Annotated in this window: 23 protein-coding genes; 10 read left to right on the top strand and 13 right to left on the bottom strand. The window is 43.9% G+C overall.

What is annotated here, in order from left to right; all coding sequences use genetic code 11:
- Positions 1–6: 6 nt before the first annotated feature.
- From K358_RS0100740 to K358_RS19475, 5 genes are all read right to left on the bottom strand, one after another.
- Positions 7–606 carry a thiol:disulfide interchange protein DsbA/DsbL gene (locus tag K358_RS0100740; RefSeq protein WP_027695041.1) on the bottom strand — a complete coding sequence of 200 codons (600 nt, stop codon included), beginning with the start codon at positions 604–606 and terminating at the stop codon, positions 7–9.
- A gap of 32 nt (positions 607–638) precedes the next feature.
- Positions 639–1,637: a serine/threonine protein kinase gene (locus K358_RS0100735; protein ID WP_027695040.1), complete on the bottom strand. Its 999-nt coding sequence runs from the start codon at positions 1,635–1,637 to the stop codon at positions 639–641.
- A gap of 60 nt (positions 1,638–1,697) precedes the next feature.
- Positions 1,698–3,080, bottom strand: a complete 1,383-nt coding sequence (gene ccoG / locus K358_RS0100730; RefSeq protein WP_027695039.1) for a cytochrome c oxidase accessory protein CcoG — start codon at positions 3,078–3,080, stop codon at positions 1,698–1,700.
- Between the two features lie 181 nt (positions 3,081–3,261).
- A complete protein-coding gene (locus K358_RS0100725; RefSeq protein ID WP_027695038.1) occupies positions 3,262–3,528 on the bottom strand; it encodes a YihD family protein in 267 nt (88 codons plus the stop codon).
- Between the two features lie 111 nt (positions 3,529–3,639).
- On the bottom strand, positions 3,640–3,765 hold the full coding sequence (locus K358_RS19475) for a hypothetical protein (RefSeq protein WP_264298507.1): 126 nt from the start codon (positions 3,763–3,765) through the stop codon (positions 3,640–3,642).
- A gap of 207 nt (positions 3,766–3,972) precedes the next feature.
- On the opposite strand from K358_RS19475, the gene K358_RS0100715 reads away from it, so the two are divergent.
- Together K358_RS0100715 and trhA are read left to right on the top strand one after the other, a co-directional pair.
- Positions 3,973–4,758, top strand: coding sequence for a sporulation protein (locus tag K358_RS0100715; RefSeq protein WP_027695037.1), 786 nt, complete (start codon positions 3,973–3,975; stop codon positions 4,756–4,758).
- An 87-nt stretch (positions 4,759–4,845) separates the two neighbouring features.
- Positions 4,846–5,496 (top strand): PAQR family membrane homeostasis protein TrhA, encoded by a 651-nt coding sequence (trhA, locus tag K358_RS0100710; RefSeq protein WP_027695036.1) that lies wholly within the window; start codon positions 4,846–4,848, stop codon positions 5,494–5,496.
- A 94-nt stretch (positions 5,497–5,590) separates the two neighbouring features.
- On the opposite strand, the gene K358_RS0100705 is transcribed toward trhA, so the two are convergent.
- From K358_RS0100705 to def, 5 genes are all read right to left on the bottom strand, one after another.
- Positions 5,591–7,036, bottom strand: a complete 1,446-nt coding sequence (locus tag K358_RS0100705; protein WP_027695035.1) for a TrkH family potassium uptake protein — start codon at positions 7,034–7,036, stop codon at positions 5,591–5,593.
- Positions 7,037–7,051: 15 nt separating this feature from the next.
- Entirely contained in the window at positions 7,052–8,428 is a 1,377-nt protein-coding gene (trkA, locus tag K358_RS0100700) for a Trk system potassium transporter TrkA (protein ID WP_027695034.1), read from the bottom strand.
- A 113-nt stretch (positions 8,429–8,541) separates the two neighbouring features.
- Complete coding sequence (gene rsmB / locus K358_RS0100695; RefSeq protein WP_027695033.1) at positions 8,542–9,822, bottom strand: 16S rRNA (cytosine(967)-C(5))-methyltransferase RsmB; 1,281 nt, start codon at positions 9,820–9,822, stop codon at positions 8,542–8,544.
- 119 nt (positions 9,823–9,941) lie between these two features.
- Complete coding sequence (gene fmt, locus K358_RS0100690) at positions 9,942–10,937, bottom strand: methionyl-tRNA formyltransferase (protein WP_027695032.1); 996 nt, start codon at positions 10,935–10,937, stop codon at positions 9,942–9,944.
- Between the two features lie 26 nt (positions 10,938–10,963).
- Positions 10,964–11,476, bottom strand: a complete 513-nt coding sequence (def, locus tag K358_RS0100685) for a peptide deformylase (protein ID WP_038149399.1) — start codon at positions 11,474–11,476, stop codon at positions 10,964–10,966.
- 130 nt (positions 11,477–11,606) lie between these two features.
- Here def and K358_RS17770 point away from each other — a divergent pair, with 130 nt between their 5' ends.
- The 4 genes from K358_RS17770 to K358_RS0100665 are packed head-to-tail and all read left to right on the top strand — an operon-like array spanning position 11,607 to position 15,060.
- Positions 11,607–12,758: a LysM peptidoglycan-binding domain-containing protein gene (locus K358_RS17770; protein ID WP_083962716.1), complete on the top strand. Its 1,152-nt coding sequence runs from the start codon at positions 11,607–11,609 to the stop codon at positions 12,756–12,758.
- 50 nt (positions 12,759–12,808) lie between these two features.
- On the top strand, positions 12,809–13,960 hold the full coding sequence (gene dprA, locus K358_RS0100675) for a DNA-processing protein DprA (protein ID WP_027695030.1): 1,152 nt from the start codon (positions 12,809–12,811) through the stop codon (positions 13,958–13,960).
- Positions 13,961–13,984: 24 nt separating this feature from the next.
- On the top strand, positions 13,985–14,455 hold the full coding sequence (locus K358_RS0100670) for a DUF494 family protein (protein ID WP_027695029.1): 471 nt from the start codon (positions 13,985–13,987) through the stop codon (positions 14,453–14,455).
- Between the two features lie 14 nt (positions 14,456–14,469).
- Positions 14,470–15,060: a DNA topoisomerase family protein gene (locus K358_RS0100665; RefSeq protein ID WP_027695028.1), complete on the top strand. Its 591-nt coding sequence runs from the start codon at positions 14,470–14,472 to the stop codon at positions 15,058–15,060.
- Between the two features lie 99 nt (positions 15,061–15,159).
- Here K358_RS0100665 and K358_RS0100660 read toward each other — a convergent pair whose 3' ends face one another.
- A complete protein-coding gene (locus tag K358_RS0100660; protein ID WP_027695027.1) occupies positions 15,160–16,296 on the bottom strand; it encodes a 5-(carboxyamino)imidazole ribonucleotide synthase in 1,137 nt (378 codons plus the stop codon).
- 5 nt (positions 16,297–16,301) lie between these two features.
- Positions 16,302–16,787 carry a 5-(carboxyamino)imidazole ribonucleotide mutase gene (gene purE, locus K358_RS0100655; protein WP_027695026.1) on the bottom strand — a complete coding sequence of 162 codons (486 nt, stop codon included), beginning with the start codon at positions 16,785–16,787 and terminating at the stop codon, positions 16,302–16,304.
- A gap of 202 nt (positions 16,788–16,989) precedes the next feature.
- Here purE and tsaC point away from each other — a divergent pair, with 202 nt between their 5' ends.
- The 4 genes from tsaC to K358_RS0100635 are packed head-to-tail and all read left to right on the top strand — an operon-like array spanning position 16,990 to position 19,631.
- The gene (gene tsaC, locus K358_RS0100650; protein ID WP_027695025.1) at positions 16,990–17,547 is read left to right on the top strand and encodes an L-threonylcarbamoyladenylate synthase type 1 TsaC; all 558 of its coding nucleotides are present in this window, start codon (positions 16,990–16,992) and stop codon (positions 17,545–17,547) included.
- 40 nt (positions 17,548–17,587) lie between these two features.
- Entirely contained in the window at positions 17,588–18,502 is a 915-nt protein-coding gene (gene hemF, locus K358_RS0100645; protein WP_027695024.1) for an oxygen-dependent coproporphyrinogen oxidase, read from the top strand.
- Between the two features lie 39 nt (positions 18,503–18,541).
- On the top strand, positions 18,542–19,369 hold the full coding sequence (gene aroE / locus K358_RS0100640) for a shikimate dehydrogenase (RefSeq protein ID WP_027695023.1): 828 nt from the start codon (positions 18,542–18,544) through the stop codon (positions 19,367–19,369).
- Position 19,370: 1 nt separating this feature from the next.
- Entirely contained in the window at positions 19,371–19,631 is a 261-nt protein-coding gene (locus K358_RS0100635) for a DUF1488 family protein (protein WP_027695022.1), read from the top strand.
- A gap of 11 nt (positions 19,632–19,642) precedes the next feature.
- On the opposite strand, the gene K358_RS0100630 is transcribed toward K358_RS0100635, so the two are convergent.
- Positions 19,643–20,182: a gamma carbonic anhydrase family protein gene (locus K358_RS0100630; protein ID WP_027695021.1), complete on the bottom strand. Its 540-nt coding sequence runs from the start codon at positions 20,180–20,182 to the stop codon at positions 19,643–19,645.
- Positions 20,183–20,597: the final 415 nt, after the last annotated feature.

Raw genomic sequence — 20,597 nt, 5'->3', positions numbered from 1 at the left:
GTTTAATTACTTCTTCAATAAGAAATCAATTAAATCAAAGTACTCATTAATATCTTTAACTTTGCTCGCATCAACAATGTACTTGTTGTTTACCACAACGGTTGGAACGCCAGAAAGACCGCTATCTTTAAAGGCTTTATCAAAGCGACGTACCATAGAATCAACCGCAAAGCTGTTGTAAGTACCATCGAAATCAGCCGCAGATACACCGTTATCTAGGAAGATTTGGCGTAATTCTGCTTCGTCTTTTGGTGGGTTGCGTTGCACATGAATACGGTTAAACATAACTGGAGTCAGTTTGTCTTCTACATCTAGAGAAACCATGGTCGCGTAAGCTTTACTCATTGGTTTACCCATATTGCCACCCATGAAAGAAACCGGCACTTTTTCAAAATCCGCTTCACCATCAAGGTGTTTTTTCAGTGCGCCAATCATAGGTTCAAATTCATGACAGTGTGGGCAGTAGAATGAGAAAAACTCAGTGACGGTTGGTGAGCTAGCAGCCGGTAGGTCAACTACCTTGTAGTAATCACCTTCAGGAAAGCGTTCCGCTTGAGCAGCAAAGCTCAGCACCAAGGCTGCGAAAAGGGTAAAGATTTTTTTCATTGTAGAATTAACTCCATTTCATTTTAGGTGAGTTACCACTGTGGTGTTAATGATAACGTCGGTTCTTGCAAAGCTGAAATTTGTTCTTTAAACGCCAGCACTTGGTTCTCCCAGTATTTTGCATCGTTAAACCAAGGAAATGCAATCGGAAAAGCCGGATCATGCCAACGTTTTGCTAGCCAAGCCATGTAGTGGACCATTCTCAGACCACGTAATGGTTCAATCAGTTTCAATTGATTAGTATCAAAATGTGAAAACTCGCTATAAGCCTCAAGAATAATATCGAGTTGCATTAATTTTTCTGAACGTTCACCACTGAGTAACATCCATAAATCTTGCACCGCCGGACCATTACGCGCATCGTCAAGATCAACAAACATCGGCCCATCACGCCATAAAATATTGCCGGGATGACAATCGCCATGCAAACGGATGAGTTGCTTAGGTTCGAACCAATGTTGTTCTAATTGTTCGATCAGCATATCAAGATCGCTGAAAAAGCTTTTCTCTAAATAGCTTGGGATAAAGCTTGATTGTTGTAGTAATTGACGCGGTTGATACAAATATTCATCTAGATTGATGGTAGGGCGATGTTCAAACGGTTTAGCTTGGCTGACTTGGTGAATACGCCCCATAAAACGGCCTACCCATTCCATTTGATCGAGGTTATCCACTTCAAACTGACGACCACCAACACTTTCAAATAGCGCAAAGTAGTAGCCTTGGTATTGATGTAGCGTCATGCCATTAATCACGCAAGGAGGAGCAACCGGAATATCTTGCTCTAGTAATTCTTGAGTGAATTGATGCTCCTCGATGATTTGCGCCTGTGACCAACGTTGCGGGCGATAAAACTTCACCACATAACGTTTTTTATCTTCATCGACAAATTGGTATACCCGGTTTTCATAGCTGTTAAGAGCCAGTAAACCAGATTCCGCCCTGATGCCAATACTTTCTAGGGCGTACCACATAAAGTCAGGGGTTAAGGCTTCAAAGTTGAAGGCCATGTTGCTATGAATATCGTTCATAAAATAAAAAGGGCCAATTACTTAGCCCTTCCTTATGTGATTATTAACTTGTGATGTGGATTAAAGCTTCTTAATAAAGCGACTTTCTACATTTAAGTTAAACCCGCTATTGTCGCTGAGTATAAACTCAAACTTGATGATCGGCGAGGTTAGTTCATCAGGGTTTACCGCCAGCGTGAGTGGCTTACTCACCAATTGACCGGCAGGAACCTGAATGGTTTGGCTGCCATACCATTTCACATCGGTTAATCCTTCCACATCAATATGATATTGCTGAGTTTGTTGGGTTTTGTTTAAGATTTTTAAGGTGTAGGTATTTTCTATCCAACCTTGATTATCGACTCGATACATTTGGTTGCGATCACGCAGTACACTCATATTAACCGGATCGACCGTTGCCACTTGGCTAACAAATAGCCCCAACATCAAGACAAGAGTAATGCCGTAGCCAATTAATTTAGGGCGCATGATTTTGGTTTTGTTGCCCGCCAGTTTATGTTCGGTGGTGTAGCTGATTAAACCGCGAGGGTAGCCCATGCGATCCATGGTTTGATCACAAGCATCAATACAAGCGCCACAGTTGATGCATTCATATTGTAAGCCGTCACGAATATCGATTCCGGTTGGGCACACTTGTACGCATAAGTTACAGTCGATGCAATCTCCTAAACCTGCTGGTTTTTCTGCTTTACGTGAGCGTGGGCCTCTTTGTTCGCCGCGCTTGGCATCGTAGCCAACGATGTAGGTGTCTTTATCAAACATTGCCGATTGGAAACGAGCATAAGGACACATGTGTAAACACATAATTGAGCGCATCCAACCGGCGTTACCATAAGTACAAGCCGCGAAGAACCATACCCAAAATGCAGGCCAAAAGCTTAATTCAAAGGTGGCAAATTCGCTAAAGAGTTCACGGACGGGAATAAAGTAACCGACAAACACTAAGCCCGTAATAATAGAAATCGCCCACCAAGCAAGATGTTTTATGGCTTTGCGCAGCATAAGATTGGTGGTGTATTTATTATTATCTTGTTTGCGACGCTTGTTAGCTGGGCCTTCTAGCTTTTCTTCTAACCAAATAAAAATAAAGGTCCACACGGTTTGTGGGCATAGATAACCACACCATACTCGGCCTAAAAAGGTAGTGATAAAAAACAAGCCAAAGGCTGCAATCACAAAAATGGTGGCTAATAAGGTCAAATCTTGCGGGAAGAACGTCGCGCCAAAGAAAACGAATTGCTGTTTGGCTAAATCAAATAAAATCGCCTGGCGATCTTGATAGGTAATCCAAGGTAGCATGGCGAACAGAACCATTAGAAACCAGCCACCATAGCGACGCATTTTCTGGAAAGTCCCTTGGCTTTTTCTTACGTATATTTTGCCATTGGCATCCCGGTTGGTCTTCGGGGTAATGACTTTGACATCGATTCTATCATTGCTCATTGCTGCTTCCTCTTGTCGAGGTGCATGGCCTCAACCTATGGGGGAAATTATTGTGCCACAGTATATCGGATTGAAGGGTTGTGATTCGTAATTACGATCGAGCTTTGTGATGATTGTTATTGAAAATGTACTAAAAAAGCCAAGTAGAAGTGGATTTCATAACTTGGCTTTCCAATAATGGTTATTCAATAATGCCACGAGCACGTAACAATGCGGTTTTAAAGTCATCTTCTTGATCTTTTGCCAGACCTGGAATCATTTCTTCTTTACCACTATTACGCATTTTGAGATGGTAGATCAGAACATCATCGGTAAGGTCTTCTAATTTACCTTGATAGCCCGCTTCTTGACTAAGCTTAACGATGAACTCTAGTAGGTTTAGATCAGGATCTTTTTGCCATTCAGGGTGGAGTAGTTCAATTAATTCATTAACGCGGTGGCATTTCATTTTCTTCACCATAGATAAAGTAAGGGTTATTACGGTACGGTAGCAAATTCTAAAAAAAAGCGCAGCACCTAAATGATGCTACGCTCTTGAGATATCGAGTTTTGAGCCACATTACTTTTGCTCTGGGGCTTCCACTGGCGCTTTGACTGGTTTAGCTACAGGAACCGTAGCAAAGCAGTGGCGGCGACGAGAAGCTGAACCGCGAGAAAATGAAGCTCGAACAGGAACAGGACGCATATAGTTATTGCCTATAAAAACGCACATCCATGGCTATTGTTACCTGATCCAACCATTATGTATTTTGATTGTTTGTCCTAAATCTGACCAGTAATCGAATAATTTTTCGACTGTGTAATAGTATAGTCATAAAGAATTGCTAAAGCGATATCCTTTTTATCGCTAAGTGAATAAATTGACAGGAATTTAAAAAAGCGAGGAGCAAGTATGTCGTTTTTTAAGAAAACATTAGCGAGCTTAGGTATTGGTTCGGCGCGCGTCGATACTATCTTAAAACAAGATGTGGTTTATCCGGGGCAAACCGTGTCGGTTGATGTGCATGTCTATGGTGGGGCAACCGAGCAGTCGATCGATAATATTTATCTAAAACTGTGCTGTCGTTACCGTGCTGAGAGAATTAACCCTGAAGGGCGCAAAGTCGAAGGCAGTAAAGTGGCGCAAACTTATGTGCTGGATAAGTGGTCTTTGCCTGAAGCATTCGATATTAAGCCAAATCAAGATAAAGTGTTCTCGGTCGATTTACAGGTACCTTGGAACACTCCAATCACACTAGGGGACTCTAAGGTGTGGCTAGATACTACTTTAGATATTGCCTTGGCATCCGATCCTAAAGATACCGATATTTTAACGGTGCGGCCAGATCCATTGGAAGATGGCATTTTCTCTGCTTTAGAAGAAGCGGGGCTGCGTATTCGCCAAGTAGAATGTGAAGCGGTGAAGGGCTTTGATTTACCGTTCGTACAAGAGTTTGAGTTTGTGCCAGTCCATGGTGATTTTCATGGTCGTTGGCGTGAATTGGAAATTGTCACCTACCGGACTGAACACGAATTGAAGATCTGGTTTGAAGTAGACCGTCAAAAGAAAGGCATGGGTAGCATGCTATCGAGCTTGATTGGCAGTAATAAATTGAAGCGTGAATTGGTTCTGCAACATGATGAATCACCGGTTGAAGCAGGCAAGAAGGTGCTGGGGTTTTTAGAGCAAAGTACTTAATTGCAATTATGATTATTTTGAGCTTACACTTGTAAGCTCAATGTGTCAAAATAGAGACTACATTTTTTGCGCTTTAGAGGGTAGGCCATGTCGTCTGCAGAATATACCGCTCGTGAAGAGCTAGCCAACAGTATTAGCCATGGTTTAGGGGTGATATTTGGTGTCGTGGCTTTAGTGGTGTTGTTAATGAAATCTTATGCCGCTCACGCAGATACTATGACCTATGTCAGCATGGCTGTGTATGGCGCAAGTGTGATTGTGCTGTTTTTAGCTTCCACCTTGTATCATTCAATTTCTTCCCCTACAGCTAAACGTTGGCTAAAAACCTTAGACCATAGTGCTATTTATTTATTAATCGCCGGAAGTTATACCCCGTTTTTGTTAGTTGGTTTACGTACCGAGTTAGCGATTGGATTGATGATCGTGATTTGGTCGATAGCCCTTTTAGGCGTGATCATGAAGGTGTCATTTGTCTATCGTTTTAAGTCTTTTTCGCTGATCAGCTATCTGATTATGGGCTGGTTATCTTTGGTGGTGGTTTATCAACTGGCGACGCATTTAGATATTCGAGCGGTAGTCTGGTTGGTAGCTGGCGGAGTGATTTATTCGCTTGGGGTGTTTTTCTACACCAATAATCGGATCCCTTATAACCATGCGATTTGGCATCTGTTTGTACTCGGTGGCTGTATTTGTCACTTTGTGAGTATCTATGGATACGTAGATCCGGTTACTCGATGATGGTTATCTGATATAAAAATGGCGAGCTGATTAGGCTCGCCATTTTTGTATTTGTGAGATATATAAATAGATAATGAATTGGATTGATATAAGTTTATGTGCGCCAGAAAGCCGGGAAGAAAATCACCAAGATAGTTAGAATTTCCAAACGGCCCATCAACATACCAAAACTGAGTAACCATTTAGCCGCATCCGGTAGTGATGCAAAGTTCCCGGTTGGTCCAATCACGCTCCCCATTCCGGGGCCGACATTGGCGACCGCGGTCATTGAAGCACTGATGCTGGTAATGGGGTCTAAGCCCATGGCACTCAGTGCCCCTGCAATAAAAATCACCGTTAGAATAAAAGTTAATACAAAGGCCACCACTGAGCGTACGATGTCATCGTTAACCGGGCGTTGATTGTAGCGTTGGACAAATACCCCTGATGGATGAATTAATCGCATGATTTGTTTTTTTAATAAGGTCGCGGCAATCTGAAAACGGAAAATTTTAATCCCCCCCGCCGTTGAACCCGAACACGCTCCAACTAACATCAAGAAAGCAAAGACGACCGATGGTAATCCTCCCCAAGCGGTAAAGTCATCTAAGCCAAATCCGGTGGTGGTTAATACTGAAATAATGTTGAAAGTTGAAATTCGAACCGCATCTAAAAACGCATAATGATCACGAAAGGTCATCCACAGCGCGACCAACAAACTAGTGGTAACCACCAGATAAAAGAAGCCGCGCACCTGAGCATCAAGGAATAGCGCTTTTAGGGTTCTTTTACGCAGAGCGGTGACAAACAGTAAGAAAGGTAAACCGCCTAAAAACATGAAAAGAGAGCCTACCCAATGCGCACCATTCGAAAAGTGATTCATTGAGCTATCGCTGGTGGAATAACCGCCCGTCGAAAGCGTGGTAAAGGCGTGGTTAATCGCGTCAAACAATCCCATTCCTGTGTACAGATAACCAATAATACATAACAGGGTTAAAGTGACGTAAACCACCACAATGTTCTTCGCGATATTTTTGGCTCTCGGGCTGCTTTTATCTGACCAGTCGGATGATTCGGTTTGGAACAGTTTCATACCCCCAACGTTTAACATCGGTAGCACTGCCACTGCCATTACGATAAAGCCAACGCCACCAATCCATTGTAGGGTAGAACGCCACAGTAGAATGCTGGGTGACATATTATCTAAATCACTTAATACTGTAGAGCCTGTGGTAGTGATGCCTGACATGGTTTCAAAGTAAGCATCGGTAAAACTGATATGGTTGATAAAGACAAATGGAAGCGCGGCAAAACAGCTGGAGACACTCCAGACTAAAGTGGTGATTAAGAACATATCACGCACCCCGAGACGGAAGTTTTTGGTGCGGCCAAGTGACAGAAAAACAAATGCGGCAAAGTGGGTAATTAATAAAGATTGGCCGAATTCAATAAAACCGTCGGTACCGGTGAAGAATGCCAGCAAGGTTGGCACGTACATAAATAGTGCGATTTTTGATAGCACTAAACCGAGTACAAACGATATGGGACGATAGTTAACCATGCGATTGTCTAACTCTTATAAGAAGAATGGGCTTGGTTGGAATAAGCGTTCTACATCCTGCACATATTTCTTGTCGACGAGGAACATCACAACGTGATCGTCTTGTTCGATAATCGTTCTATCGTGAGCAATCAGTACTTCTTCACCACGCACGATCGCGCCAATGGTGGTACCTGGTGGTAATTTGATATCCCCAATTGCTTTGCCGACCACTTTTGAGGTGGTCTCATCACCGTGGGCGATCGCTTCAATCGCTTCTGCAGCACCTCGGCGCAATGAAGAGACGTTAACAATATCGGCGCGACGTACGTGAGTCAGCAGTGCCGAAATGGTCGCTTGTTGCGGAGAAATTGCCACATCAATCGCACCACCTTGTACGAGGTCAACGTAAGCACTGCGTTGGATTAATACCATCACTTTTTTGGCACCGAGACGTTTGGCTAGCATCGCAGACATGATGTTAGTTTCATCTTCGTTGGTTAGTGCGATGAAGACGTCCACTTGGTCGATGTTTTCTTCATTCAGTAGTTCTTGGTCTGCAGCATCACCACAAAATACGATGGTGTTTTCTAGTTCTTCTGAGAGGCGTTCTGCTCGTTGATAACTACGTTCAATCAATTTAACGCTGTAGTCTTTCTCAAGGCATTTAGCGAGACTTGAACCGATATTACCGCCACCAACAATCATGATGCGGCGGTAGGCTTTTTCAAGACGTTGTAGCTCACTCATGACCGCGCGAATATGGTTACTGGCTGCCACGAAGAATACTTCATCATCGGCTTCAATAATGGTTGTCCCTTGTGGGCGAATAGGACGTCCTTGGCGGAAAATCGCTGCCACACGAGTATCAATGTGTGGCATGTGCTCACGTAACGTCGATAACGCATTACCTACCAGAGGGCCGCCATAATAGGCTTTTACCGCCACTAGGCTGACTTTTTTCTCAGCAAAGCTCACCACTTGCAGTGCGCCAGGGTAGTGAATCAGGCGCTCAATATAGCTGGTGACTAACTCTTCAGGGGCAATTAGGTGATCGACAGGAATGGCACCAGATTGAAACAGGGCATCTTTTTCGGCTAAGTATTCTGGTGAACGAATACGGGCAATTCGGCTTGGGGTGTTGAACAAGGTGAACGCCACTTGGCAAGCGGCCATATTGGTTTCATCTGAATTAGTCACCGCCACCAACATATCGGCATCTTGTGCGCCGGCTTCACGAAGGGTATCTGGGTGGCTAGCATAACCATTGACCACACGTAAATCATATTTATCTTGTAGCTCTCTGAGTCGATCAGTATTGCGGTCGATAACGGTAATATCGTTGTTTTCACCCACTAGGTTTTCCGCTAGTGTGCCGCCAACTTGTCCTGCACCAAGAATAATGATTTTCATAATATTTCGTGAACCTTGAGTTAACCTTGCAAAGTGGCGAGGGATTGTCACCACAATATTGAGTTGATGTGCTTCGGGAATGAAGCCACAGTCTCAACGATTTTTTATCTATATTATGCGGTCTTACGTAACACCGCGTAATAGAAGCCATCCATATTTTCTTCACCAGGAAGAATTTGACGACCCGGATTGTCTCGCTCCGAACCTACTAATTCGACATTGCTAGTACGGGTTAAGAAGGCACTAACTTGTTGGGCGTTTTCCTGTGGTGTGATTGAGCATGTTGCATACACTAAAGTACCGTTTGGCTTAAGTTGACGCCACATTGCATCGAGAATTTCGCTTTGTAGTTCGGCCAATGCTTCAATATCACTGCCTCGACGTAGCCATTTAATATCAGGATGGCGACGGATCACACCGGTTGCAGAACATGGTGCGTCCAATAGAATGCGATCAAATTTCTCACCGTTCCACCATTCTTCTGGGTAACGGGCATCCCCACAAATCACTTCCGCTTGCAGCTGCAGGCGCTCTAGGTTTTCATGCACGCGTTTTAAGCGGTTTTCATCGCAATCAATCGCAACCACCTCTGTGTTGGTGGTGTGCTCTAAAATATGAGCAGTTTTACCACCCGGCGCGGCGCAGCAATCTAAAATCAATTCGCCATCTTGCGGCGTTAAGTAGTCAACCGATAACTGAGCGGCGGCATCTTGCACTGATACCCAACCGAGATCGAAGCCCGGTAGAGTCATCACATCACAAGGTGAAAGTAAACGTAGTGCATCTTGTGCTTGTGGGTGAATTTCCGCTTCGATGTCGTCTTGCTTTAGTAATTCTAAGTACTGATCACGAGTGTGATGTTGGCGATTGACTCGCAACCACATAGGCGCTTTGCTGTTATTGGCTTCAACAATCTCTTGCCATTGTTGTGGGTAGGCTTGCTGTAATAATTTCAATAACCAGCTTGGATGCGCATATTTACCCGCATTGTGGCTAATTGCATGCGCATCGAGTTGCTCTTGATTACGTTGGTAGTTACGTAGTACTGCATTAATCAAACCACGTAAACGCGGGCCTTTTAATGCCTGAGCACCTTCTACCGTTTCACCCACAGCGGCATGCGGCGGAATGCGCATAAAGCTTAATTGATAAATACCAATCAAAATTAAATGATGAAAAACGCGCTGTTTGCCTTTCAGCGGCTTATCCATGAGTTCGTTAACAATGGATTCTAGGCGTGGAAGATAACGCAATGCACCGTAGCACATCTCTTGTAATAGCGCGTGATCTCTTGGGCGAATACTTTGCTGTGCAATAGGAAGCGCAGAAGAGAGCGAATAACCTTGGTCTACAACTTCAAATAATACTTTTGCAGCAGCGGCACGAACGTTCATGATGTTTTCTCTTGTCGATAACTTACAAGTCGCAAGTTAGATAAATCAGTTACATGGATAAAATAAACAAGGCACATCGCTGCGCCTTGCTTGGTTGGTTATCGTCGTTTAGTCAGCGATTAACCTAAAATGTTGCCGACTTCAAACCACTGGCTGCGAGCATTCAAAATGTCTTGTACTGACAATGCTTTTTTGCCTGGGATTTGTAGTTGTTCAAGTACCAGAGTGCCTTTACCTGTTGCTACATAGATGCCGGTTTTATCAGCACGAATAATTTGCCCTACCGGATGGTCAGATTGTTCCGGATCGACTCGAGATTGCCATACTTTGACGTTATGCTCTTGGTCGTTGTTATCGGCAATACTAAAGAAGCTCATCGGCCATGGATTAAATGCACGAACGCAGCGTTCAATATGTTCTGCGTCATCTGCCCAATTTATTTTGGCTTCTTGTTTGCTGAGTTTTTTGGCGTAATTGGCGTAATCATCATTTTGTTTTTGCGGGAAAATTTGCCCTTGGCTGATTTCTGCTACGCATTCAATCAAGGCTTTCGGGCCAAGCTGCGCCAGTTTTTCATACATAGAGGCACTGGTATCGGTGCTCTCAATTGGCATGGTGGCAATTTTCAACATGTCACCGGTATCTAGACCAATATCCATTTGCATGATGGTGACACCCGTTTCCGCATCACCTGCCCAAATGGCACGCTGAATCGGTGCTGCGCCACGCCAGCGAGGTAGAATCGAGCCGTGTACGTTAATGCAGCCTAGGCGCGGAATATCCAGAACGTCTTGTGGTAATAACAAACCATAAGCGACCACGATCATCAGATCGGCATTCAATTCTTTAAGTTGCTGTTTCGCCTCATCAGATTTGAAGTTTTCAGGTTGGAATACAGGGATATCGTGCTCTAGTGCTAATTGCTTCACCGGACTCGCGGTGAGTTTTTTTCCACGACCTGCAGGGCGGTCTGGTTGAGTATAAGCGGCGACGATTTGATATTCAGATACAGTATTTTGTTGTGCAGAAGCTTTCTGTGCAGAAAGTAACGCCGCCAAGTGACGGGCGGCGAAATCTGGCGTACCTGCGAAGACAATGCGTAAAGACTGGCTCAAGGTAACCTCATTAATGATTGGGGTAATTATTGTTTCTTCTCATTAAAGCGTTTGATTTTTTCAAGCTTATCTTTAATGCGTTTACGCTTTAATGGTGAAAGATAATCAACAAACAATTTGCCCATTAAGTGGTCAAGCTCATGTTGCACACAAATGGCTAATAAATCATCCGCTTCAAATGTGAACTCTTCACCGTCGCGATTTAATGCTTTTACCGTAACTTCCGCTGCGCGAGGCACTAATGCACGAGCGCCGGGAACCGAAAGACAACCTTCTTCAATGCCATCTTCGCCACGTTTTTCGATGATTTCTGGGTTAATCAACACCATTGGTTGATCACGCTCATCAGAAACATCAATCACTACTATACGTTGGTGGATATCAACTTGAGTTGCCGCAAGACCGATACCTTCTTCGTCGTACATGGTTTCAATCATGTCATCAACGATCTTTTGAATCTCAGGTGTCACTTTTTCAACGGGTTTTGCTACCGTGCGAAGGCGATCATCTGGGAATGTTAATACTTGTAATACAGACATATACACTCTAAATATTGAACTGTGCCGAAAACAGCTTAAACCTAATTGCTCCAATTCTAGACATTTTACAAGGCAAATGACAGCATCCAATCACATTAAGCGACAAAATGTCGACCAAGGAATCCAGGTCATGCCTAAAGTTACACAATTTATAGTGAAGTTATTTGTCTTTTTTGTGGTGAATTTTTCAGTCGTTGCCGCCACTCAATCTACTCCTCCGTTAGTCCTCAAAGAGGGCGCGCCAAGCACCTATGTGGTGAAAAAGGGCGATACACTGTGGGATATTTCAGCGTTATTTCTCGATAGCCCATGGTTGTGGCCACGTTTGTGGCAAGTAAATCCGGATATTGATAATCCGCATTTAATCTACCCCGGCGATAAGCTGACGTTGACTTGGCAAAATGGCCAGCCTTTGTTGAGCTTAAAGCCAATGAAAAAAATTAGCCCACAGGTTCGTAAGAGCAGTAAACAAGCGATCTCTACCTTATCGGATGGGTTAATCTCGCCGTATTTAAAGTCGGATCAGTTATTGACTGACCAGCAACTAGAAGAGGCACTGCGAGTACTAGGCACCAGTGAAGGGCGTAAGTTCTTAAGCCATAATGAGCGTATTTATATCGACGGTAAAGTGACTCACCCTGATTGGGCGGTCTATCGTTTAATCGAGCAATATCAACGTAGTGGCGATGATGTGGATGCGAGTGCTTATTCATTACGTTTAGTCGCCAAGGCGCAATTAAAAGAATCGAATGATAAAGCCAGTGCGTTGCAGGTCGTCAGCCAGCAGCAAGAGATTTTGCAAAACGATATTGTATTGCCAGTGATTGGCGATGACTTAACCTTATCGACGCTGTTTCAACCTAGCCCTGCTCCAGTTGGCTTAGTGGCCAATATTAAAGGTTCAATGGAAGAGCATCACTTTATGGCAGTGAATCAGGTGGTGGTGATAGACCGTGGTTCTGATGACGGCTTAACTCAAGGCAGTAGCTTTAACTTGGCTAAACAAGGTGCAGTGGTTTATGGCGGCAAAGGTGATTACCGCTATGAAAAAGAAGTCGGCGTTAACGGCTTTAGTTCTGCAGATTTGCCGCCAGTTTCAATTGGTCAAATGGTGGTAATTCGTCCTTATGCTAAATTCAGCTTAGCTTTCATCACTCAGAGCTTAGAGCCGGTTGGGGTCAACTCTCTAGCGGTGTCTCCATTAACCGAGCAACCGGTGATTGAAGGTGTGGACGTACAAGCCAATCATACATCGGTACCGCAGGCTGATAACGCTTCTTAATGGTGGCAAATCTTTATTATAGAAACGTTTGATTATGGAACCGCTTGCAAATGAATGATGCTCAACTGGCGGCTTGGTTAACGCTGAGCTTTACCCCAAAACTGGGTGGAGTGGCGCTGGCTCGTCTGATGAGCGTCGACTCTCCACAAAACTTGGTTCGCTATTCTACACAACAATGGCAAAAGCTAGGGCTGAAAGCTAACCAGATTGACTATATTCAACACAAAGCCGAGCCAGAGGTCGAGCGATGCTTACACTGGCTAGCACAATCTTCACAGCATCATATTTTAACGCCACTAGATGAAAACTATCCTCATCTATTAAGTCAAATGTCCTCGCACCCTCCGGTATTGTTTATCAAGGGGGAGTTGGCGGCAGTTAATTCTACGCAATTTGCTATGGTCGGTAGCCGTCACGCGAGTTTAGATGGCTTGAAAGCATCGAAAGAGTTTGCTTATCAGTTGGCTCAAAATGGGCTCACCATTACCAGTGGTTTAGCGTTAGGGGTAGATGGTCATGCTCATGATGGCGCTTTATTGGCACAAGGGACGACCGTGGCAGTGTTAGGCTCTGGTGTCGATCAGATCTACCCTTCGCGACATAAAGGCTTAGCAGAACGAATTTTACAGCAAGGTGGTGCTTTGGTTTCGGAATTGAGGCCGGATGCAAAACCTCGTGCGGAAAACTTTCCTCGTCGCAATCGAATCATTAGCGGCTTATCGCAAGGCGTGTTGGTTGTAGAAGCGGCAGAGCGTAGTGGCTCGCTGATTACCGCACGTTATGCGCTAGAGCAAAATCGAGACGTGTTTGCCTTGCCGGGTTCTATTTATCAGTCGGGATTTGCCGGAACTAACCAGCTATTAAAGCAAGGGGCTATTTTAGCGTTGAACCCACAAGATATTCTGGATGAATTAAATCCGGCGTTATCTCGGTCTTCTTATAACTATCAACCAGTACAAAATCAGCTAAACTTAACACAACAGGCAACGCCAGAAATAACAGTTAATCACTCCCAACCATTGCCATTTCCCCAACTGTTAGCTAACGTAGCAAATGATCCAACACCAGTTGATATTTTGTCTCAGCGTACCCATATACCGGTACACGAAGTAATGATGCAAATATTAGAGCTTGAGTTAGCTGGGCATGTTATTTCTGTTCCTGGAGGTTATATTCTTAATAGTGGGAATAAACCAAGATAAAGTGTTGCCGCGGAGGGTAAAGCTATGATGGACATTCTCATGTACCTGTTTGAAACCTATATTCATAGCGATGCAGACCTCATGATAGATCAAGATGAACTTGAAGATGAGTTACTGCGGGCTGGCTTTCACCAACAAGAAATTTATAAAGCATTAAATTGGCTTGAAGGGTTAGCTGCCTTGCAACAAGGTGAGCGCCTCGATATGGCGACCGGTTCGGCTAGTTCAACACGTATTTTTACCCAAGAAGAAATGCTGCGCTTAGATGTGTCTTGTCGTGGTTTTTTATTATTCCTTGAGCAAGTCCAAGTACTGACCACAGAAACTCGCGAAATGGTGATTGACCGTGTGATGGGGTTAGAAACCCAAGAGTTTAGCTTAGATGATCTTAAGTGGGTGATCTTGATGGTACTGTTTAATGTACCGGGCAATGAAAATGCTTACACTCAAATGGAAGAGTTACTCTACTCGACTGAACAAGGTTTAGTGCATTAATTTGCGTGCTGCTAATGAATAACAAAATAGACCAACAATTATTTTCGGCCCATGAACATGCGTTAGAGCATGAGTCTTGCCCTAAATGTGGTGAAGAGCACCAAGGCGAATTGCAATTACGACATGGTAAGCACGGGCCATTCTTGGGTTGTGTGCGTTACCCTGAGTGTGATTTCATTCGACCGCTTCACCAAAACGATGGTCATATCATAAAAGAATTGGGTGTACCTTGTCCTGAATGTGGCGGTAATGAGCTACCGGGAGAGTTAGTGTTAAGGCAAGGGCGCTATGGCATGTTTATTGGTTGTAGTCGCTTTCCTGAGTGTCATCATATTGAATCTTCCGCTCCGCAACCTGAACAAGCGGCAGAATTGAACCTAACTTGCCCTGAATGTAAAACGGGTAAATTAGTTGAACGTCAATCTCGCTTTGGGAAGAGCTTTTATGCTTGTGATGCCTATCCAAAGTGTAAATTCTCAATCAATTCACTACCGCTTGAAGGTGAGTGCCAGCAATGTGGCTTTCCCTTGTTAATTGAAAAGCGTTTAGCCAGTGGCACTAAAATCCAGTGCGCTGATCGTAAGTGTCAGCATACCCAAAGCTAGATAGTTAAAGCTCGTTTAGTTTTTATATAACATAGCTTTAATATAAAAAGACCCGCATCAGAGCAATGAACTGATGCGGGTCTTTTTGGTGGTAGTAATTTATAGCTTAGCGACTCGGTCTTTCAGTTCTGGAAATGCTGCTGGATCTAATACTGAGACCAATTCAGTTAGGGCTTGTTTCATTTGTTGGTGAGAGTCACCACAAACATTAATGTGCCCCATCTTACGGCCTGGGCGCTGCTCTTTTCCATACCAGTGAATATGACATTGCGGCATCGAAAGAACGGACTCTGGCAGACTATCTTGCCCGAGAATATTGACCATTGCGGTATGGCGAATCGCTTGAGTGCTTCCTAGTGGCAAATTGCACACGGCGCGCAAATGGTTCTCAAACTGACAAACTTCAGCACCTTGTTGCGTCCAGTGACCTGAGTTATGTACTCGTGGCGCGATTTCGTTGACCAGCAATTTTCCTTGGACATCGAAAAACTCAATCGCCAATACACCTACGTAGTCGAGTTGATTAGCAATCGCAGTAAACATTTCTGCGGCTTGAGATTGTAATTCTGGCTCATCAATGGCGACCGATAGGCTCAATACACCATTAACGTGAACATTTTCCGCCAGAGGGTAGATCGCAACTTCCCCGTTCGCACGACGAGCACCGACTAGGGATACTTCTCTATCAAAAGGCACAAACTCTTCAGCGACTACCGCTTGATGTGGAGTTACTTCGATAGCGGCGGAGACCTTTTTCCAAATCTGATCGACTTGCTTAGCATCGGTTAAGCGCCATTGCCCTTTACCATCGTAACCGCCTAGTGCGGTTTTCAGCACCATCGGAATGCCGACAAACTCAATCGCCGCATCAAGATCTGCGCGTTTCTCAATAATCGCATATTTGGCATTAGCCGCTTTGGCATCATCAAGTAACCGCTTTTCAATACGGCGATCACCACCAGCTTTGATTGCTTGGGTAGTGGGTAGAAACTTGCCACTTTTTTCACAAATATCGAGCACTGAATGTGGAATGTGTTCAAACTCAGCGGTAATCACATCAGCAGAAGCAATCGCATTATTTATCCCATGACCAATGACATTTTTAGTCAGCGGATGAACAATTTGCTCACTGCCGACATCAAATGCAGAGATATCGATGTTTAATGGTGCACCTGCTAAAGACATCATTCGTGCCAATTGGCCTGCACCTAATACTAAAACGTGTTTGTTTGCCATGAATATTAATCCTCGGCTGGATTCGGATTTGCCAGTACGGTATCAGTTTGCTCTTTACGGAATGCTTCTACTTGAGCCATTACTCTTTCATCGTGAGTACCGATAATTTGCGCTGCTAGAATACCCGCATTGGCGGCACCCGCTTCACCAATCGCGAGAGTACCTACTGCGATCCCTTTAGGCATTTGGACAATTGAGTATAGTGAATCAACGCCAGATAGTGCACGAGATTGAACCGGCACACCAAGTACAGGAAGGCTAGTGTAAGCAGCTGTCATTCCTGGAAGATGAGCCGCGCCACCTGCGCCAGCAATAATCACTTTAATGCCACGTTCTTTTGCGCTTTCTGCATATTCAGCTAATAGGTGAGGAGTACGGTGAGCCGACACTACTTTGGTTTCGTACGGTACATTAAAACGGTCCAGCATTTCTGCGGCAAGTTTCATGGTTGGCCAATCAGATTTTGAACCCATAATGATTCCAACAGTCATCGAACACTCCTTAACGACTCAAGTTATTAATACAATAATTACCGCTATTATACTGACAAACGCCAACAAGGAAAACGTTTGCGTCAGGTTGTTACTATATTCTTATCTGAATAAATAACATTGAGGTGAAAAAGTTTTAGTCATAGGCAATAAGGTTTTATACACTGGCGCTATTACCGTTTGTACAGGGAAGAAAATCATAGTGAATAATTTTGAATCTGTTGTTGAGGCTTTGCAGCAAGGAGAAGTCATCGCGTACCCAACCGAAGGCGTGTTTGGGGTGGGCTGTGATCCTGATAATCTATCTGCCATCGATAAGTTGTTAATGTTAAAGCAGCGCCCGGTAGACAAAGGGTTGATTTTGATTGCGGCTAATTACCAGCAACTATTGCCTTACATTGATGACTCTCAATTAACGGGTGAACAACTGCAAGTGGTGCAATCTACTTGGCCCGGCCCTGTTACTTGGGTAATGCCAGTTAAAGCGGGGATCTCATCCCATCTTACCGGACAATTTGATTCAATTGCGGTTCGTGTGACTGACCACCCTTTAGTACAACAACTCTGTTTGGCTTTTGGTAAGCCAATTACTTCAACCAGTGCTAACTTAACTGGGTTAGAGCCTTGCCGTACTACGGAAGAGGTTGAGCGCCAACTCGGTGATAAGCTGGTGGCGATTCTACGAGGGCAGGTGGGTGGAAGAACTCAACCAACAGAAATTCGTGATGCCAAAACATCGAATGTATTAAGACAAGGCTAGCTTTTAAATAAGGCTAATATTAAATAAGAGAAGTAGGTTGATGGTTAATAGAACTCAACAAGTCGATAAACACGCAGTAAAAGCCTTTCTGATGAGCTTACAAGATTCGATCTGTGCTCAATTGGAAGCTGTCGATGGCAACCAATTTATTGAAGACGCTTGGCAAAGAGAGCAAGGCGGTGGCGGTCGTAGCCGAGTGATTAGAAATGGTCAGGTGTTTGAGCAAGGCGGGGTCAATTTTTCACATGTGTTTGGCGATAAGATGCCTGCTTCGGCAACCGCTCATAGACCGGAACTGGCAGGGCGTCAGTTTGAAGCGATGGGGGTGTCATTAGTTCTTCACCCTAAAAATCCTTATGTTCCGACTTCTCATGCTAATGTGCGCTTTTTCATTGCAGAGAAAGAAGGCGAAGCACCGATCTGGTGGTTTGGCGGTGGGTTTGATTTAACGCCGTTCTATCCTTTTGAGGTAGATTGTCAACACTGGCACGATACCGCCAAAGCGATCTGTGCGCCATTTGGTGATGGTGTCTATGATGAGCATAAGGCTTGGTGTGATAAATACTTCTTCCTACCACATCGCAATGAAACTCGCGGTGTCGGCGGGTTATTCTTTGATGACTTAAATCAATGGGATTTTTCGGTCTGCTTTGATTATATAAAATCAGTGGGTGAAAGGTTTACGCAAGCCTATTTACCTATTGTGAGTAAAAGACGGGACCATCAATATGGTGAACGTGAACGTCAATTCCAACTATATCGCCGTGGTCGCTATGTTGAATTCAATTTAGTTTATGACCGAGGTACTTTATTTGGCCTGCAAAGTGGTGGACGTACTGAGTCTATTCTCATGTCGATGCCACCGCTGGCACGTTGGGAATATGATTACTCCCCGGAAAATGATTCAGCAGAAGCTAATTTATATCAAAACTATTTACAGCCACGAGAATGGTAGCGGTTGTTTACTCTTTAAAGGCAAGGAAAGGGCCTATTCATGCAAATATTCGATCAATATACAGTATTCGGTAATCCGATAAAGCACAGTAAATCACCTTTTATTCATACCTTGTTTGCTCGTCAAACCAATCAAGCAATGGAATATGGCATTGTTGAAGCGCCTGTTGATAGTTTTGAGCAAGCTGCACGTGAGTTTTTTGCCGAAGGTGGTAAAGGCTGTAATGTTACCGCACCGTTTAAACTAGATGCCTATCAATTTGCTGATCGCTTAACGGAAAGGGCGGAATTAGCACAAGCGGTGAATACATTAAAGAAGCTTGATGATGGTTTGATTATTGGTGATAACACCGATGGTGAAGGCTTAGTTCAGGATTTACTACAAAATCACGCGCAACTTAAAGGTGCGAGAATTTTACTGCTTGGTGCCGGCGGTGCGGCTCGCGGGGTGTTAAAGCCATTACTTGATCAGCAACCGCAACATATAGTGATAACCAATCGTACTTTAAGTAAAGCTGAAGAGTTAGCGGAAACCTTCATGTCTTATGGCTCTATCTCGGCACAGTCGATGCAAAGTATTGATTCTGGCTTTGACATTATCATTAATTCTACCTCTGCGGGGTTGGCTGGTGGTCTACCAGATATCAGCACTGCGATCTTCACGGCACATAGCGTCAGTTATGATATGAGCTACGGGGCAGATAAAACACATTTTACGGATTGGGCAAAACAGAACGGTGTATCTCATGCTTATGATGGTTTGGGCATGTTGGTTGGACAAGCGGCTGAAAGCTTTATGTTATGGCGAGGATTACGCCCGAGTGTACGCCAGGTGTTGAGAGAATTACGCCGTAATTTAGAGAGTTGAAATGAATCAGAATATTCTTTTTGCGGATCGTTGTGAGTGGGACGATAAGCGTCAGGCGGTTATTTTTCAAGCTCAACAAGCCGGGCAGCTTATAGATTGCATCGTTTCTCTAGGTTTATTATCTCAATTAGATGATACAAAGGTCAGTAAAGAAAATGCATTAACCGCTTTTGAGCGTGTTCGTTTCGATCTCGAAGACTTAGCAGAAGAAGCAATAGAGAATGAAGAATTTAGCCCAACTGGTGAAATCGTATTGGGCTAATGGGATGATGTCTATTTTACTTCGGTCAGGTAGTCATTTTTATTAACCACATAATTATCGGCAGACCTAAGTAAAAATGCTGTTTCTTCATCTTTAAGTGGTCTGGCTTGTTTTACTGGGCTACCCACATATAAGTAACCACTTTCTAAATGCTTACCCGGTGGCACTAAACTACCCGCCCCGATCATGACGTCGGAATCGATAATCGCACCATCTAAAACGATAGCTCCCATGCCAACCAATACTCTGTCATTGATCGTACAGCCGTGTAACATGACTTTGTGACCGACAGTGACATCGTTGCCAATTATAAGAGGGAAGCCGTCTGGATTATCTGCGCTCTTATGGGTGACATGTAAAACGGAACCATCTTGGATATTAGTCCGCTTGCCAATATGGATATGATTGACATCTCCACGAGCCGCCACTAGTGGCCAAATACTAGAATCATTGCCAATTTTTATTTCTCCCACTAAAACGGATGACTCATCTATATATACATTTTCACCAATGAGAGGGTATATACCTTTATAGCTACGAATATTGCTCATTATTTACTCCTTATCTCGTTTGATTATGACGAAATACCATTAGTAAACTACATAAAACAGTGCCTTTTGATTCAAAAGTAACCAAACGATCAAAAAAAACAAAAAAACATGAAAAATGGCTTGCCAATGTGAACTGCGTCTCTATAATGCGACCTCACTGACACGGAGCACACAGCCTAACGGCAGCAACGAGTCAGAGGTCAAAACCTTCTCAAAAAGGTTTGCGATGATAGTCTTGAGCTAGTTTGATTTCACTTTTTAAAGTGAATAAATAAAAGTTTTAAAAAAGTGTTTGACACGAACTTTTAAATCGCTAAAATGGCCGCCCTGTTCAACGGGATGCACCAAGTGCTTCCAATAAGAACAACGCTCTTTAACAATTTAAACCTATCAATCTGTGTGGGCACTCGTTGAT

Origin of the sequence: Vibrio litoralis DSM 17657 (assembly GCF_000426765.1) — a bacterium.
Lineage (GTDB): Bacteria > Pseudomonadota > Gammaproteobacteria > Enterobacterales > Vibrionaceae > Vibrio > Vibrio litoralis.
Note: the sequence above shows the minus strand (reverse complement) of the source record. Positions and strands in the feature narration are given on the sequence as shown.

Bases quoted from the DNA above. Each gene is read 5' to 3' on its own strand.
- K358_RS0100630 (WP_027695021.1), bottom strand. From the start codon at position 20,182: ATGAGCAATATTCGTAGCTATAAAGGTATATACCCTCTCATTGGTGAA.
- aroE (WP_027695023.1), top strand. From the start codon at position 18,542: ATGCAAATATTCGATCAATATACAGTATTCGGTAATCCGATAAAGCAC.
- K358_RS0100665 (WP_027695028.1), top strand. From the start codon at position 14,470: ATGAATAACAAAATAGACCAACAATTATTTTCGGCCCATGAACATGCG.
- K358_RS17770 (WP_083962716.1), top strand. From the start codon at position 11,607: ATGCCTAAAGTTACACAATTTATAGTGAAGTTATTTGTCTTTTTTGTG.
- purE (WP_027695026.1), bottom strand. From the start codon at position 16,787: ATGACTGTTGGAATCATTATGGGTTCAAAATCTGATTGGCCAACCATG.
- K358_RS0100735 (WP_027695040.1), bottom strand. From the start codon at position 1,637: ATGAACGATATTCATAGCAACATGGCCTTCAACTTTGAAGCCTTAACC.
- trkA (WP_027695034.1), bottom strand. From the start codon at position 8,428: ATGAAAATCATTATTCTTGGTGCAGGACAAGTTGGCGGCACACTAGCG.
- hemF (WP_027695024.1), top strand. From the start codon at position 17,588: ATGGTTAATAGAACTCAACAAGTCGATAAACACGCAGTAAAAGCCTTT.
- rsmB (WP_027695033.1), bottom strand. From the start codon at position 9,822: ATGAACGTTCGTGCCGCTGCTGCAAAAGTATTATTTGAAGTTGTAGAC.
- ccoG (WP_027695039.1), bottom strand. From the start codon at position 3,080: ATGAGCAATGATAGAATCGATGTCAAAGTCATTACCCCGAAGACCAAC.
- K358_RS0100725 (WP_027695038.1), bottom strand. From the start codon at position 3,528: ATGAAATGCCACCGCGTTAATGAATTAATTGAACTACTCCACCCTGAA.
- dprA (WP_027695030.1), top strand. From the start codon at position 12,809: ATGAATGATGCTCAACTGGCGGCTTGGTTAACGCTGAGCTTTACCCCA.
- K358_RS0100670 (WP_027695029.1), top strand. From the start codon at position 13,985: ATGATGGACATTCTCATGTACCTGTTTGAAACCTATATTCATAGCGAT.
- K358_RS19475 (WP_264298507.1), bottom strand. From the start codon at position 3,765: ATGCGTCCTGTTCCTGTTCGAGCTTCATTTTCTCGCGGTTCAGCTTCT.
- K358_RS0100740 (WP_027695041.1), bottom strand. From the start codon at position 606: ATGAAAAAAATCTTTACCCTTTTCGCAGCCTTGGTGCTGAGCTTTGCT.
- K358_RS0100660 (WP_027695027.1), bottom strand. From the start codon at position 16,296: ATGGCAAACAAACACGTTTTAGTATTAGGTGCAGGCCAATTGGCACGA.
- K358_RS0100715 (WP_027695037.1), top strand. From the start codon at position 3,973: ATGTCGTTTTTTAAGAAAACATTAGCGAGCTTAGGTATTGGTTCGGCG.
- trhA (WP_027695036.1), top strand. From the start codon at position 4,846: ATGTCGTCTGCAGAATATACCGCTCGTGAAGAGCTAGCCAACAGTATT.
- K358_RS0100635 (WP_027695022.1), top strand. From the start codon at position 19,371: ATGAATCAGAATATTCTTTTTGCGGATCGTTGTGAGTGGGACGATAAG.
- K358_RS0100705 (WP_027695035.1), bottom strand. From the start codon at position 7,036: ATGGTTAACTATCGTCCCATATCGTTTGTACTCGGTTTAGTGCTATCA.
- def (WP_038149399.1), bottom strand. From the start codon at position 11,476: ATGTCTGTATTACAAGTATTAACATTCCCAGATGATCGCCTTCGCACG.